The sequence below is a fragment of the Vibrio sp. V23_P3S9T160 genome, assembly GCF_963886625.1.
Lineage (GTDB): Bacteria > Pseudomonadota > Gammaproteobacteria > Enterobacterales > Vibrionaceae > Vibrio > Vibrio anguillarum.
In genome coordinates this window covers 1-16,430 of record NZ_CAWPDB010000172.1, presented here as the reverse complement: position 1 = coordinate 16,430, position 16,430 = coordinate 1, and the positions used below count along the sequence as shown (strand labels likewise).

Sequence of the window (16,430 nt, the reverse complement as noted above, 5' to 3'; positions counted from 1 at the left end):
CCATAAGCTATAGGTTGTGAAGTCAGTGAAAATTAAAATAATCATTTTTGTTAAAATTTAAATTGAGAATGAACGCATAATTACCCACTTAAAACAACAAAAATAGAATAGTTAGTCATTTACTGTCTGGATGACAGAGAAGCAAAGGGAGAATTGCAATGGCTCTATATGATCCAAGTTTAGAGAAAGACAACTGTGGATTTGGTTTGATCGCCCACATGGAAGGCCAAACCAGCCATAAATTAGTCAGAACCGCGATTTCAGCATTAGATCGCATGACCCACCGTGGCGGCATCGCAGCCGATGGTAAAACCGGTGATGGCTGTGGTCTATTACTACAAAAACCAGATAGTTACCTACGACTCATCGCTGAAGAAAAAGGCTGGAAGCTCGCCAAACAGTATGCGATTGGTATGATTTTCCTCAGCCAAGATCCGGTCAAAGCGCAATCAGCGCGCGATATTATCAACAAAGAACTGGCGCAAGAAACACTCACAGTGACAGGTTGGCGAACCGTACCAACGAACCAAGCTGTGCTTGGCCCTATTGCTGCCGAATCCGTGCCTGATATTCAACAAGTCTTTATTAGTGCTCCAGCGGGTTGGCGTGAACGAGACATTGAACGACGCCTTTACATTGCTCGCCGTCGCATTGAAAAACAGATCACCGAAGATCGTGATTTCTATATTTGCTCACTATCGACTCAAGTCATTGTTTACAAAGGCTTGTGCATGCCTGCAGACCTACCACGCTTTTATCTTGACCTAGCTGATCTACGGATGGAATCAGCCATTTGCTTGTTCCACCAGCGCTTTTCAACCAATACTCAGCCACGTTGGCCACTGGCACAGCCGTTCCGCTACTTAGCGCACAATGGCGAAATCAATACTATCGAAGGGAACCGTCAATGGGCGCGAGCACGGGCTTACAAATTTGCCTCTCCCCTACTACCGGATCTGCAAACCGCCGCGCCATTTGTCAATGAAACAGGTTCCGATTCATCAAGCTTAGACAACATGCTCGATCTGTTTTTAGCGGGGGGAATGGATATTTTCCGTGCCATGCGTATGTTAGTGCCGCCGGCGTGGCAAAATCACCCTGATATGGACCCAGACCTTCGTGCCTTTTACGACTTTAACTCAAAACACATGGAGCCATGGGATGGCCCAGCTGGCATTGTGTTATCGGATGGCCGTTATGCTGCTTGTAACCTTGATCGCAATGGCCTTCGCCCTGCGCGTTATGTGATCACCAAAGATAAACTCATCACCCTCGCCTCTGAAGTCGGAATTTGGGATTACGCGCCCGATGAAGTGGCTGAAAAAGGCCGCGTTGGGCCCGGTGAACTGCTGGTGATCGACACCCGCCATGGGAAATTGTGGCAATCTAGTGAAATTGATAACGATCTCAAAAGCCGCCACCCTTATGGCGAGTGGATGAAAAATAACGTCCACCGATTAACGCCATTTTCTGAACTCAGTGACGACTTGGTGGGCGAGCGCAGCTTTGACAATGACGAGCTAAAAACCTATCAAAAACAGTTTGCAATGAGCAACGAAGAGATTGATCAAGTACTGCGCGTACTGGGAGATGTAGGCCAAGAAGCGGTGGGATCAATGGGTGATGATACGCCGATGGCGGTGCTCTCTTCGAAAGAGCGCTTGGTTACCGATTATTTCCGCCAAAAATTTGCCCAAGTTACGAACCCGCCTATCGATCCACTACGTGAAAAGCACGTGATGTCACTGGCCACCAGCATCGGCCAAGAGATGAACGTGTTCTGTGAAACCGATGGTCACGCTTATCGTGTTACCTTTGATTCACCTATCTTGCTCTATTCCGACATGCAACAGCTATTGGAGCTCAGCAACAAACACTATCGCAATACCATTTTAGACATCAATTACGATCCACAGCATAAGGATCTCAAGCAAGCTTTGCTCGAACTTTGCCAACAAGCAGAGGAGGCTGTACGCCAAGGATCGGTATTGATCGTATTGTCTGACCGCGCTTTGCATAAGGATAAACTGCCGATCCCAGCGGCAATGGCCGTGGGCGCAGTACACACTCGCTTAGTCGAAGCCAACTTACGCTGCGATGCAAACATCATTATCGAAACCGCCACCGCACGTGATCCTCATCAATTTGCGGTCTTAATCGGCTTTGGCGCAACCGCCGTCTACCCTTACTTGGCCTACGAAACGCTCGGCAAAATGATTGATGATGGCACGTTGGAAAAAAGCTATCGCGAGGTGATGCAAAACTACCGTTACGGTATCGACAAAGGTTTATTGAAAATCATGTCGAAAATGGGCATTTCAACCGTTGCCTCTTATCGCTGCTCGCAGCTGTTTGAAGCGGTTGGCCTACATAGCGACGTAGTTCAGTTGTGTTTTAAAGGCGTCACCACGCGTATTCAAGGTGCCAACTTCGAAGACTTCCAACAAGATCTATTTAATTTAGCGCGTAAAGCGTGGACCAAACGTAAAACGCTCGAACAAGGTGGCTTATTAAAATACGTGCATGGTGGTGAATACCATGCCTATAACCCAGATGTGGTTGGCACCTTACAAGCCGCAGTTAAATCAGGTGAAAGCGCCGATTACCAAAGCTTTGCCCAGCAGGTCAACGCACGCCCCGTCGCGATGCTACGCGATTTACTGCGCTTAAAAAAATCAGCGACACCGCTACCACTGGAAAAAATTGAACCCAGTACGGAGCTATTTAAACGTTTTGATTCTGCGGCGATGTCGATTGGCGCCTTAAGCCCAGAAGCCCATGAAGCGTTAGCGACCGCAATGAACCGCTTAGGTGGCTACTCCAACTCTGGTGAAGGTGGAGAAGATCCACGCCGTTTTGGCACTGAACGTAACTCCCGTATTAAGCAGGTCGCATCAGGGCGTTTTGGCGTGACTCCGCATTACCTCACCAATGCTGACGTGCTACAAATTAAAGTGGCGCAAGGAGCGAAGCCGGGTGAAGGTGGCCAACTTCCCGGCCATAAAGTGACCGCGGAAATTGCCAAGTTGCGCTACTCAGTGCAAGGCGTGACCTTAATTTCACCACCACCACACCATGATATTTATTCAATTGAAGATTTAGCCCAGCTGATTTTCGATCTCAAACAAGTTAACCCAAAAGCGCTGATATCGGTCAAATTGGTTTCAGAGCCGGGCGTTGGCACCATTGCCACTGGCGTTGCCAAAGCCTACGCCGACCTTATCACTATTTCCGGTTATGACGGCGGTACAGCGGCTAGCCCACTCACCTCGGTAAAATACGCGGGTAGCCCTTGGGAACTCGGCCTTGCTGAAACCCAACAAGCGTTAGTCGCAAACGGCCTACGCCACAAAATTCGACTTCAAGTTGACGGTGGTCTAAAAACAGGACTGGACGTGATTAAAGGCGCGATTTTAGGTGCTGAAAGCTTCGGTTTTGGCACTGCCCCTATGGTCGCGATGGGCTGTAAATTTTTACGGATTTGCCATCTTAATAACTGTGCGACGGGCGTAGCAACGCAAGATGAAACGCTGCGTAAAGAGTATTTCAAAGGCTTACCTGAGATGGTGATGAACTATTTCATCGGTCTTGCCGACGAAGTCCGTGGTTACTTGGCGCAGTTGGGCGTTGAAAAGCTCACCGATCTGATTGGCCGCACCGATTTACTAGAAGTACTGGAAGGGATGACCGCCAAGCAAAGCAAATTGAACTTATCCGGTTTATTGGAAGCGCCAGTATCGGCTCAGGGTCATCCGCTTTACTGGACTCAACCCAATACACCGTTTGATAAAGGACAACTTAACCAACAATTTGTCGATGACGCTTTAGCGGCAGTTGAAGCACAACAATCGATCAGCTTGTATTACAACGTACAAAATACTGATCGCTCGCTCGGTGCTCGCCTATCTGGTGAAATCGCCAAACGTTATGGTAACCAAGGCGTGGCCGCCTCGCCGATTAAAATTTATCTCGATGGCACAGCAGGTCAGTCATTTGGTGTATGGAACGCAGGTGGTGTTGAGCTTTACCTTACTGGCGATGCCAATGACTATGTTGGTAAAGGGATGGCAGGCGGAAAGCTGGTCATCAAACCCCACCTTGGCACCGCTTTTAACTGCAACGACGCTACGATCATCGGCAACACCTGTTTATATGGCGCAACTGGCGGCAAGCTGTTTGCGGCTGGCAAAGCGGGAGAGCGTTTTGGTGTGCGTAACTCTGGCACTATCACAGTTATCGAAGGCGCTGGTGATAACGCTTGCGAATACATGACCGGCGGAATCGTCGCCATTTTGGGCGCAACAGGCGTTAACTTTGGCGCGGGTATGACGGGCGGCTTTGCTTACGTGATGGATGAAAACGGTGATTTCCAAGGTCGAGTCAATAGTGAATCAGTAGAGGCTATTTCATTGCAAGATCTCTACATTCACCAAGAACATTTACGTGGTTTAATTGCCGAGCATTTGGAAGAGACGGGGTCGGTGCATGCTGAACAGATCTTAGCGAACTTTGATGAATGGATTCCAAAGTTCTATCTCATCAAACCCCAAGCGGCGGATCTGCAAACCCTACTCGGCCATCAAAGCCGCAGTGCCGCCGAACTTCGCGTTCAAGCGCAATAATTGGAAGGAGCCAGATTAATGAGCCAGAACGTATACCAATTTATTGATGTGAATCGAGTTGATCCGGCAAAAAAGCCGCTCACTATTCGCAAAATCGAGTTCGTCGAAATCTACGAACCCTTTACCAAACAGCAAGCGACCGCTCAAGCGGATCGCTGCTTAGATTGCGGCAACCCTTACTGCGAATGGAAATGCCCAGTGCACAACTACATTCCGCAATGGCTAAAACTGGCCAACGAAGGGCGCATTATTGAAGCCGCTGAACTATCGCACCAAACCAACAGCTTGCCCGAAGTGTGTGGGCGAGTCTGCCCACAAGATCGCCTCTGTGAAGGTTCTTGTACCCTAAACAATGACTTTGGTGCGGTCACCATAGGTAACATCGAAAAATACATTAACGACAAAGCGTTTGAGATGGGCTGGAAACCAGACATGTCGCACGTGGAGTGGACGGATAAGAAAGTGGCGATCATTGGTGCAGGCCCAGCCGGCCTAGCCGCAGCCGATATTTTAGTGCGCAACGGGGTGAAGCCCGTGGTGTTTGATCGCTATCCTGAAATTGGTGGTTTGCTAACCTTTGGTATTCCCTCTTTCAAACTTGAAAAAGGCGTAATGGAAAACCGCCGCCGCATTTTCAGTGAGATGGGAGTCGAATTTCAGCTCAACATCGAAGTAGGTAAAGACATCACACTGCAAACGCTGCTTAATGAATATGATGCAGTTTTTCTCGGTGTCGGGACTTACCAAAACATACGCGCAGGGCTAGAAAATGAAGAGGCAAACGGTGTTTACGATGCTCTACCCTTCTTAGTGTCAAATACTTATAAAGTGATGGGTTTGGAATCACCCCAACCATTTATTGATATGGCGGGCAAAAAAGTCGTGGTACTTGGAGGCGGAGACACTGCGATGGATTGCGTGCGTACTTCCATTCGCCAGCATGCCGCCAAAGTGATTTGTGCCTACCGACGCGATGAAGAGAACATGCCGGGTTCGCGCCGAGAAGTGAAAAATGCCAAAGAAGAAGGCGTAGAATTTATGTTCAACCTGCAACCGCTCGCCATTGAGGTCAATGAACAAGGCCAAGTGAGTGGCGTTAAAGTGGTGCAAACCGCCTTGGGGGAGCCTGACGCGGCTGGGCGTCGCAAGCCCGAGCCCGTTGCGGGCAGCGAACATGTGTTGGCAGCCGATGCCGTCATTATGGCGTTTGGTTTTCAGCCACATGCCATGCCATGGCTTGAGCCATTCGGCGTTGAACTTGATCAATGGGGACGCATTAAGGCCGCGTCGCAGCAATCGTTCCAGTACCAAACCAGTAATGAAAAAATTTTTGCGGGTGGGGATGCCGTACGCGGCTCCGATCTGGTCGTCACGGCCATTGACGAAGGGCGCAAAGCCGCAGAAGGAATACTTGACTACTTAGGTCTTTAAGCCTTAACTGCTTAATATCCTTGAAGGATTCATGGTAACGTGAATCCTTTTTTCTTAGGCCATTTTTCTTAAGCCATTTTCCTTAAGCCATCGACTGCAGCTCGCTTGCATTTTGGTGATTGGTAATGAGGATTGATTTGATAAGGACTATCATGCGCGTAGTACTAAGTTTACTGATGTTTGCCACGTTAACCGCTTGCAGCCAAGGAGTAACAACCATGACCGATCGCACTGCGACCCCTTGCGGAAATAAACCGAATTGCGTTTCGACTCAAGATGAGCGTAACGCGTTCTCGCTCTCTCCCTTTATCCTCAAAACGGGCGTCTCTTTAGATAAAATTGAAGCGGTTGCGCTTTCTATTCCCCGCTCTAAAACGGCGGTGAAAGAGGGCAATTATCTCCGCATTGAATGCACCAGTCGTATTTGGCGATTTGTGGATGATCTTGAACTTAAGATAGAGAATAGGCGTTTAATGGTACGATCTGAATCGCGCATGGGTTATTCCGATATGGGCGTCAATCGTAAGCGAGCAGAAACACTGCGAGAAAACCTCACCAAAGCAGGCTTGATTGAATAGTTGCTCGATATCGCACTGGCGGAAAGTTTCGTGCTAAACTTCGGCCAATCTTGCTATACCCAAACAACTTGGAGTTGCAGGTAGGCGGCAAGTGAGTGAGTCCCCATGAGCATAGGCAAACTATGTGATTGGGGTGAACGAACGTAGCCAACACCACTGCGACTTCAAGTAGGAAGGGTATATTCACCAGATATTTACTACTAACCGAATATTTACTACTAACCGAATAAGAGAAACCTCATGAAAATCGGCATTATTGGCGCGATGGAGCAAGAAGTCGCGATATTAAAAAACGCAATCGACAATGTTCAACAAGTCAGCAAAGCGGGCTGCACCTATTTTTCAGGTCAAATCCATGGGGTGGATGTGGTGCTGCTACAATCTGGCATTGGTAAAGTCGCCGCAGCCATTGGCACCACTCTTTTACTTAATGAATACCAACCAGATGTAGTGATTAACACCGGTTCTGCAGGTGGTTTTGATTCAAGCTTAACCATGGGTGATGTAGTCATTTCAAGCGAAGTTCGTCACCATGATGCCGATGTAACAGCATTTGGCTATGAAATGGGGCAAATGGCAGGTCAACCAGCCGCTTTCAAAGCGGATGATGCATTGATCCGCGTTGCAGAACAAGCACTCACACACATCAAAGATAAGCACGCGGTACGCGGCCTGATTTGTACCGGGGATGCTTTCGTTTGTACCGCTGAGCGTCAAAGCTTTATTCGCCAACACTTCCCAACCGTGATTGCGGTTGAGATGGAAGCTTCAGCAATTGCACAAACTTGTCACCAATTCAAAGTGCCTTTTGTGGTCGTTCGCGCCATTTCAGATGTAGCCGATAAAGCGTCGCCGATGTCCTTTGATGAATTTTTACCGCTTGCCGCACAAAGCTCATCAGAAATGGTGATTAAGATGGTCGAACTGCTTAAGTAAGCAGTGACAGACTCAACATGGACGAGTTAATCACCTACTTGTATGCCAACGGTACGCTCCTCGTGATGTGGGGAGCGGTTGCTTTTCATCTTATTTTACCCATCCCGCGTAACGCTCATCCCGTCACTTTGTGGCGAAAATTTGCGGAAATATTAGCGGATAAAGTCAATACCAGTAGCAGTTATTCACAAAGCCTACTTTCCGGCTCACTGGCTTGGTTATTGATGTGCTTACCCGCATGGGTCACCTTAGTCGCGTTAAAACCTTTGGTATGGCAACCTCAACTATTTGATTTAGCGCTACTATTACTCGCATTTGATTGGCGTAGCCAAGAGTTATTAGCCAATCAGCTTATCGGCGCACTCAGCAAAGAAGACAAAAAATACGCTCGCAGCGTACTTGCCCCTTTTGTCAATCGTGAAACCGATAGCTTGTCAGCGCTGGGGTTAGGTAAGGCGGGGGCTGAAACCGTCATTGTTGGCTATGGGCGCAACGTGATTGCAGTGCTGTTTTGGTACGCCTGTCTTGGCGGTATTGGCGCGTTGATGTACCGTCTCATCGCTGAACTCGCCAGAGCTTGGGCGCCTTCGCGAACGGCATTTCATCCTTTTGGTATTCCATCAGTGCGCTTACTCGCCATGTTTGACTTTGTGCCACTGCGCCTATTTAGCCTATTGATTATCATTGGTCGCAACGCATCAAACACCTTCTCAGCCATGTTACAACAAAGCCGCTTATGGCCACTGCCGGGGCCTGCATGGCTGTTAACCGCCGTCGGCAATAAACTATCACTGGCCTTAGGTGGCCCAGCTATCTACGGTGATAAAAAAGCCCTGCGCGTAAAAATAGGCGGACGTATCGCCCCATCAGCCTTCCACCTTGCGCAAATCCAAAAACTGTTAGCTTGGCGTATTTTCGCGTGGATAGCATTAGAGAGCGTGATACTGCTGCTCGTCCATCAAGGATTTTAGATGCGTTTACTGTTTCTCAATGTTGTCGTCACGCTGTGCGTGGCTTTTCCAGTTCAAGCGCAAGTTAAACGCATCATTAGCTTAGCGCCTCATGCCACGGAATTGGCCTTTGCGGCTGGCCTTGGTGATAAATTGGTGGCCGTCAGCGAGTACAGTGACTACCCAGCACGAGCACTCAAACTCGAAAAAGTGGCCAATTACCAAGGGTTGAATATAGAGCGCATTCTTACCCTAAAACCGGATTTAGTGATTGCTTGGCCTGCAGGCAATCCGGCGAAGGAGCTCGATAAATTAAAGCAGTTAGGGCTGAAGATTTATACGACAAAAACTCAAAAACTCGATGACATTGCCAATAATATTGAAGCACTTAGCCAATTTGCCGATGATCCGAGTATCGGCCAGCAAGCAGCGCGTGATTTTCGTCAATCACTCATCACTCTGAAACAGAGTTATGGCAGCCAAAGTAAAGTTCGTTATTTCTATCAACTCAGTGAAAAACCGATCATCACACTGGCCAAAGGCAGTTGGCCCAGTGAGATCTTTGAATTTTGTGGCGGCGAAAATATTTTTGCCAACAGCGCATCCCCCTACCCTCAAGTTGGGATTGAGCAAGTGCTGCTGGCTAAACCTGATGTAATTTTCACCTCTGAACATGCGATAAAAAATGGCACAATGTGGCAAAAGTGGCAACAGCAACTACCCGCTGTACAAAACGGGTTTGTGTGGGCACTGACTTCAGATTGGTTAAATCGACCAACGCCCAGAACACTGCAAGCGATAAAAGAAGTGTGTGAGTACTTTTCCGTCGTTCGCCAAAAACACTAACGCTTGCGTAATAAAATCTCGTACAATTCCTGCCCGAATTTTGTTCCATTAACGACTAAAGAGAACCTAGTAACATGGACTCCATGCTGCTCTATTTTATTGACTTATTTGGTACGGCTATCTTTGCCATTTCTGGTGTTTTATTAGCTGGTCGATTAAAAATGGACCCGTTTGGCGTGGTCGTGCTTGCGAGCGTTACTGCAATTGGCGGTGGAACAATTCGTGATATGGCATTGGGTGCGACGCCAGTTTTCTGGATAAAAGACACCACTTATCTTTGGGTCATTTTCATCACTTGTTTGCTCACCATGCTGCTGGTTCGCAGGCCTAAACGCGTTGCTTGGTGGATCTTACCCGTTTGTGATGCAATCGGTTTAGCGGTGTTTGTTGGCATTGGTGTTGAAAAGGCGATGAACTATCAAGACTCGGCCATGGTTGCGGTAATCATGGGCGTTATTACTGGCTGTGGCGGCGGTATTATTCGTGATGTACTGGCCCGTGAGATTCCAATGGTGCTACGCAGCGAAGTCTATGCTACAGCTTGTATCATCGGCGGTCTGTTTCATACCACAGCACTAGAGATGGGCTACGATAGCTCAAGCGCCTTTCTGGCCGGAGTCGCCTCAACCTTAATCATTCGACTTGGAGCGATCCGCTGGCACTTATCACTGCCCACTTTTGCACTGAATAAATAAAGCCGATCTCATCAAAACCACAAACAGTAACATGTACAGACGCTATGGGTTATGGTCGCTTTGCGATAAGATGAGCTAATCTATTCCTCATCGTCATTAATTATGTTGCTAGAAGGTATCGAAACTTTGCTGGTACTGAGCAAAGAAAAAACCATGGGGCGTACGGGCAGCCTACTCTACATTAGCCAGTCCGCCGTTAGTAAGCGGATTGCTAATTTAGAAAAAAGGGTCGGTAAAAAGCTGATTGAGCCTGATGGCCGACAGATTAAATTAACCACAGATGCACAGGCCTTGGTTGAAACTATTGGCCCAAGCTTTAGTGAGTTATGCGGTTTAATTTTCGATCAGCAATCTTTTACGGATGCCACACTGATCAGGATAGACTGCTCAGAAACGTTAGTCGCTGGCTATATTAATACCACCATGGGGCAGTACCTCAAGCACGATAAGTTCATCACCATTACCACGAACCATACGCCGAGGATTGTTCAGCACGTTCAATCAGGCAAAGCGACATTAGGATTTTGCGCAGGCTACTTACCCGCTAATCATGGGCTAATGACGTTTCATCTGGTAGATGAACCCTTTTACATCGTCAGCCAAACACCCTTATCTTCGTTACCTAAACAGCTCGTTACCAATGATTTATCCAACCCAGCGAACGCCTATCAAGTCGATATATTGGCGAAACTCGCCATCACGCCACAGATGGAAATGGACTCGTATACGGCCGCAGCACAATTGGCATTAGGAGGCATGACGCCTGCTTTAGTACCACTTTCAGTGATTAAAGCGCTGAACATTGAACCTCGCTATTACTTTGATTTTGATGAACTACAACCTTTGGTTCGGCCTGTTCATCTCTGTCTGCGCAGCAATAGTTATCGCTCGCCAAGGGTCAAAAGATTGATAACAACCATTGCTGATGCTGTTGCCAAAGAAGTTTTATTGCCATCAACATCGACATCACAATAACTAATGGGCGGATCCATTTCTGCCCTTTAGTCACCACTATCTTTGCGCCCATTCTCGCCCCTAAAAAACCACCAACGGCCATCACCAGCCCTATCTTCCAAATCGGCAAGCCAGCAATAACAAAAAAAAGCAGCGCAGCAATGTTTGAAGTGAAGTTGAGAACCTTGGTTCTTGCAGTCGCTTCAATCAACGAAAAATGACCTAACACGACAAAACAGACCGTAAAAATAGACCCGGTGCCCGGACCGAAAAAACCATCATAAAAGCCGATACCAAAACCGACCGTAAAAGCAAAAGCCGTTTCAGACAATGGAGCAGGCCCATTGTGGGTTTTCGTCGCGGGTGCAAGTAGAAAATAGAGCGAAATACCGATCAGCAACAGCGGGATTAAGCTGGTCAACAAACTGGCATCCATATGCTGCACAAGTTCAGCCCCACACGCAGCGCCGATAAAAGTACAAGCTATCGCCAACTTCATCTCTTTTAGGTTCACAATGCCATTGCGTACAAAATACCAAGTGGCGGAGAAACTGCCAAATGAGCTTTGCAGCTTATTGGTAGCCAGCGCTTGAGTCGGTGGTACGCCTACTGCCAGCAAAGCCGGCAAAGTAAGCAAACCGCCACCGCCAGCCATCGCATCAATGAACCCTGCAATCCCTGCAACCAAAAACAACAGGCCTAATACTTCCAGTGAAAGTTCCATTTCTTATCAACGCATTGAACAATAAAAACCAACAATAGCACCACTTAAAAGGTGAAAACAGCGAAAGCCAAGACAACAACCCATTCCCATTTTTCATCAATTAAAAAGCTATCCTCTAAGCCAAATCTCTTCTTCATTGGTAAAACGATTCAATTCGGCCGAATAAAAAAAGCCCGCTTAATTCAGCGGGCAATGAGGTTGTCATGTAGGTCTTAGACCTACTGATTTATTATTTTTTAACGCTTATGCTAAGTGTGCTTTCACTTGCGCGTGTAACTCTTGCACTGACGTAACTGATGACTTCGCATCGGCCGTATGAGACATACAGGTTGCAAAAGCAGCATTCAGTGTTGTGGTGTAGTTGACTTTTTGTGCTAATGCTCCACGACGAAGAACTTTAGAATCTTCAATCGCTTGACGCCCCTCGGCTGTATTAATGATGTAGGTGTATTCATTATTCTTAATACGGTCAAGAATATGAGGGCGACCTTCATGCACTTTATTCACCAAACGTGGGTTAATACCGGCTTCACCTAAAATTACAGCTGTACCGTGGGTAGCATCAAGCTGATAACCTAATTTCACCAGTTTCGACGCTAAATCAACCACACGCTGTTTATCACCTTCACGTACAGAGAGCAGAGCTCGGCCGCCTTCAGGATAAACATTACCGCAACCTAATTCCGCTTTTGCATAAGCTTCAGCAAACGTTGCACCCACACCCATCACTTCACCCGTTGAACGCATTTCAGGGCCAAGCAGTGGGTCAACACCAGGGAATTTATTAAATGGCAGAACCACTTCTTTCACTGAGTAGTAAGGAGGAATGATCTCTTTAGTAAAGCCTTGTGACTCTAGAGACTGCCCTGCCATCACGCGCGCGGCAATTTTGGCAAGCGGTGCGCCCGTTGCTTTTGACACAAACGGTACAGTACGAGCGGCACGAGGGTTAACTTCAATCAGGTAAACTTGATTATCTTTAACCGCAAACTGCGTGTTCATCAAACCACGAACGCCTAATTCAAACGCCAGCTTCTCAACTTGTTCACGCATCACATCTTGGATTTCTTGGCTTAACGTGTAAGCCGGTAGAGAGCAAGCTGAGTCACCAGAGTGAACACCCGCTTGTTCAATGTGCTCCATGATGCCGCCAATGACGACACGCTCACCATCACAAATCGCATCGATATCGACTTCAATTGCATCATCAAGGAAGCGATCAAGCAGTACTGGTGATTCGTTCGACACACTGACGGCTTCGTTAAAGTAACGACGCAGATCTTGTTCGTCATAGACGATTTCCATCGCGCGGCCACCAAGAACGTAAGACGGGCGTACCACCAGCGGGAAGCCGATGTCTTTCGATTTTTCAATCGCCTGTTCCATTGTGGTCACTGTTGCGTTTTCTGGCTGCAGCAGACCTAAACGATCAACCGCTTGCTGGAAACGCTCACGATCTTCGGCGCGGTCAATCGCATCTGGGCTAGTACCAATGATAGGCACTCCAGCGGCTTCAAGTGCACGAGCCAATTTCAGTGGTGTTTGACCACCGTATTGCACGATGACGCCTTTAGGTTTTTCAACACGAACAATCGCCAATACATCTTCGAGTGTCACTGGTTCAAAATAGAGGCGATCGGAAGTGTCATAGTCTGTTGAAACAGTTTCAGGGTTACAGTTAACCATGATGGTTTCATAACCATCTTCGCGTAGCGCGAGTGAGGCATGAACACAACAGTAATCAAATTCGATACCTTGACCAATACGGTTTGGACCACCGCCGAGCACCATGATTTTGTCTCTATCGGTCGGTTGTGCTTCACATTCGTCATCATAAGAGGAGTACATGTAAGCCGTATCAGACGAAAACTCCGCCGCACAAGTATCGACACGCTTGTAAACCGGATGAATATTATATTGGTCACGCATACGACGAATTTCACTTTCAGCCACGCCAAGCAGTGAAGAGAGACGCGCATCCGCAAAACCTTTGCGCTTCATCTTGCGTAGAACATCCGCATTTAAGCCAGCAAAACCGCCCGCTTTGACTTCTTGTTCCATTTTGACCAGTTCTTCGATTTGTACCAAGAACCAGCGATCAACGTTAGTCAGGTTGAAGACCCCATCCACAGACAAACCAGCGCGGAAAGCATCTGCGATATACCAAATACGCTCAGCACCCGCTTCTTTCAGCTCATGGCGAATTTTAGTCAGTGCATCTGGTGCGTCTAAATCAACCATTTCGTCTAGGCCGTTTACGCCAATTTCCAGCCCACGCAGTGCTTTTTGCAGCGATTCTTGTTGGTTACGACCAATCGCCATCACTTCGCCCACCGACTTCATTTGCGTGGTTAAGCGATCGTTAGCACCGGCAAATTTTTCGAAGTTAAAGCGAGGGATTTTCGTCACAACATAATCAATGGTTGGTTCAAACGACGCTGGAGTTGCACCACCAGTAATATCGTTCATTAACTCATCAAGTGTGAAACCTACCGCCAATTTGGCCGCAACTTTGGCAATGGGGAAACCCGTCGCTTTAGATGCAAGAGCCGAAGAGCGAGAAACACGTGGGTTCATCTCGATGATCACCATGCGGCCATCTTTCGGGTTGATACCAAACTGTACGTTCGAACCACCCGTTTCCACACCGATTTCACGCAGTACGGCTAGCGATGCGTTACGCATGATCTGATATTCTTTGTCAGTTAGCGTTTGCGCAGGAGCTACCGTGATCGAGTCCCCCGTGTGAATACCCATTGGGTCAAAGTTTTCAATCGCACAGACTATGATGCAGTTGTCCGCTTTATCGCGAACCACTTCCATTTCGTACTCTTTCCAACCGATGAGTGATTCATCAATCAACAACTCGTTGGTTGGCGAAAGATCAAGGCCACGGCGGCAAATCTCTTCAAACTCTTCTTTGTTGTAAGCGATACCGCCGCCGGTTCCACCCATGGTAAATGAAGGACGAATAATGCAAGGGAAACCCACCATCTCTTGAACGCGGTAAGCTTCTTCCATCGTTTTTGCCGTATCAGCGCGAGGACAAGCTAAGCCGATTGACTTCATCGCTTTATCAAAGCGAGAACGATCTTCCGCTTTATCAATCGCATCAGCCGTTGCGCCAATCATCTCAACGCCAAACTCAGCCAGAACACCATGCTTTTCCAGTTCAAGTGCACAGTTCAATGCAGTTTGGCCACCCATGGTCGGTAATACCGCGTCTGGGCGCTCTTTTTCAATGATTTTACGCACTACTTCCCAATGGATAGGCTCAATATAAGTCGCATCGGCCATCTCTGGGTCAGTCATGATAGTGGCAGGGTTCGAGTTGACCAAAATCACTCGGTAACCCTCTTCACGCAGGGCTTTACATGCTTGAGCGCCAGAGTAGTCAAACTCACAAGCCTGACCGATTACAATCGGGCCAGCACCTAGAATTAGAATACTTTTAATGTCAGTACGTTTTGGCATTGTCTACTACTCCGAATTACGCTGTGTGCTTTTTAATTAGTTCAATAAAATGGTCAAACAAAGGGGCGGCATCGTGCGGGCCAGGACTCGCTTCAGGGTGTCCCTGAAAGCTAAAGGCTGGCTTATCGGTGCGGTGAATTCCTTGTAGTGAACCATCAAATAGCGATTTGTGCGTTGCACGAAGTGTGATAGGCAGCGTTGCTTCATCAGCAGCAAAACCGTGGTTTTGTGCCGTAATCATCACCACATTACGATCCAAATCTTTCACTGGATGGTTCGCGCCATGGTGGCCAAATTTCATTTTTACTGTTTTTGCACCAGACGCCAATGCCAAAATTTGATGTCCTAAACAGATACCAAAAATAGGCAGCCCTTTCTCTAAGAACACTTTGGTTGCTTCAATCGCATAAGTACATGGTTCTGGGTCGCCAGGGCCATTTGATAAAAAGACACCATCAGGTTTCAGCGCTAGAACTTCTTCAGCCGAGCTTTGTGCTGGTACCACAGTTAGGCGACATCCTCGGTCAACCAACATACGGAGGATATTGCGCTTTGCACCGAAATCGTAGGCAACAACGTGATAGGGCAACTCGCTGTCATCTTTCGCTTCAGGAAGTCCACCTTCGAGCGTCCACGAACCTTGTTTCCATTGGTACGCTTCTTTTGTTGTAACTTCTTTCGCAAGATCCATTCCTTTTAAACCGGGGAACTCTTTGGCTTTTACCAGCGCCAGTGCTTCATCTAAATGGTCACCTGCCATAATGCAGCCATTCTGAGCTCCTTTTTCACGCAAAATGCGCGTTAGCTTGCGCGTGTCGATATCGGCAATGCCCACAATATTTTGTGATTTAAGGTAGTCAGAAAGGGAAAGTTCATTACGGAAGTTAGAAGCGATAAGAGGGAGATCGCGAATCACAAGGCCTTGTGCATGGATAGAAGAGGATTCTTCGTCTTCGGAATTGGTTCCGGTATTGCCTATGTGGGGGTAAGTAAGAGTAACGATTTGTTGAGAATAGGAAGGATCAGTGAGGATTTCTTGGTACCCCGTCATCGAGGTATTAAAGACGACTTCACCAACGGATATTCCATCAGCGCCAATGGATACACCGTGGAACACCGTCCCATCTTCTAGGACTAACAGTGCTGACTTACTCAAGACAACCTCCAGAATAAAAATGCAAAAAATATAAATTAAACTGCAAATCTGTCTTCCTTAAGGC

General features: G+C 47.6%; 11 protein-coding genes. 8 read left to right on the top strand and 3 right to left on the bottom strand.

All coding sequences use genetic code 11. From position 1 onward, the window contains the following. Positions 1 to 158 precede the first annotated feature (158 nt). The 8 genes from gltB to AACU59_RS16455 all read left to right on the top strand — a co-directional run bounded on the left by gltB (position 159) and on the right by AACU59_RS16455 (position 11,033). Positions 159 to 4,622, top strand: a complete 4,464-nt coding sequence (gene gltB, locus AACU59_RS16490; RefSeq protein WP_094145489.1) for a glutamate synthase large subunit — start codon at positions 159 to 161, stop codon at positions 4,620 to 4,622. A gap of 18 nt (positions 4,623 to 4,640) precedes the next feature. Continuing rightward, on the top strand, positions 4,641 to 6,053 hold the full coding sequence (locus AACU59_RS16485) for an FAD-dependent oxidoreductase (protein WP_094145488.1): 1,413 nt from the start codon (positions 4,641 to 4,643) through the stop codon (positions 6,051 to 6,053). Between the two features lie 149 nt (positions 6,054 to 6,202). Further along, the gene (locus tag AACU59_RS16480) at positions 6,203 to 6,631 is read left to right on the top strand and encodes a DUF1499 domain-containing protein (protein WP_415679710.1); all 429 of its coding nucleotides are present in this window, start codon (positions 6,203 to 6,205) and stop codon (positions 6,629 to 6,631) included. Between the two features lie 240 nt (positions 6,632 to 6,871). After that, a complete protein-coding gene (gene mtnN, locus AACU59_RS16475) occupies positions 6,872 to 7,567 on the top strand; it encodes a 5'-methylthioadenosine/S-adenosylhomocysteine nucleosidase (protein WP_010320300.1) in 696 nt (231 codons plus the stop codon). 17 nt (positions 7,568 to 7,584) lie between these two features. Continuing rightward, a complete protein-coding gene (locus AACU59_RS16470) occupies positions 7,585 to 8,538 on the top strand; it encodes a cobalamin biosynthesis family protein (protein WP_094144951.1) in 954 nt (317 codons plus the stop codon). Then, positions 8,539 to 9,363: a vitamin B12 ABC transporter substrate-binding protein BtuF gene (gene btuF / locus AACU59_RS16465; protein WP_094144950.1), complete on the top strand. Its 825-nt coding sequence runs from the start codon at positions 8,539 to 8,541 to the stop codon at positions 9,361 to 9,363. It begins immediately after the preceding gene. Between the two features lie 74 nt (positions 9,364 to 9,437). Beyond that, positions 9,438 to 10,058, top strand: coding sequence for a TRIC cation channel family protein (locus tag AACU59_RS16460; RefSeq protein WP_094144949.1), 621 nt, complete (start codon positions 9,438 to 9,440; stop codon positions 10,056 to 10,058). 102 nt (positions 10,059 to 10,160) lie between these two features. Beyond that, positions 10,161 to 11,033, top strand: a complete 873-nt coding sequence (locus tag AACU59_RS16455) for a LysR family transcriptional regulator (protein WP_017047463.1) — start codon at positions 10,161 to 10,163, stop codon at positions 11,031 to 11,033. Here the strand turns inward: AACU59_RS16455 and AACU59_RS16450 are convergent. The 3 genes from AACU59_RS16450 to carA form a co-directional block, all read right to left on the bottom strand. Further along, positions 10,957 to 11,736, bottom strand: a complete 780-nt coding sequence (locus tag AACU59_RS16450; protein ID WP_017047462.1) for a TSUP family transporter — start codon at positions 11,734 to 11,736, stop codon at positions 10,957 to 10,959. The genes AACU59_RS16455 and AACU59_RS16450 overlap by 77 nt on opposite strands. Positions 11,737 to 11,979: 243 nt before the next feature. Then, entirely contained in the window at positions 11,980 to 15,210 is a 3,231-nt protein-coding gene (gene carB / locus AACU59_RS16445; RefSeq protein ID WP_017046523.1) for a carbamoyl-phosphate synthase large subunit, read from the bottom strand. 16 nt (positions 15,211 to 15,226) lie between these two features. After that, on the bottom strand, positions 15,227 to 16,366 hold the full coding sequence (carA, locus tag AACU59_RS16440) for a glutamine-hydrolyzing carbamoyl-phosphate synthase small subunit (RefSeq protein WP_094144948.1): 1,140 nt from the start codon (positions 16,364 to 16,366) through the stop codon (positions 15,227 to 15,229). Positions 16,367 to 16,430 lie beyond the last annotated feature (64 nt).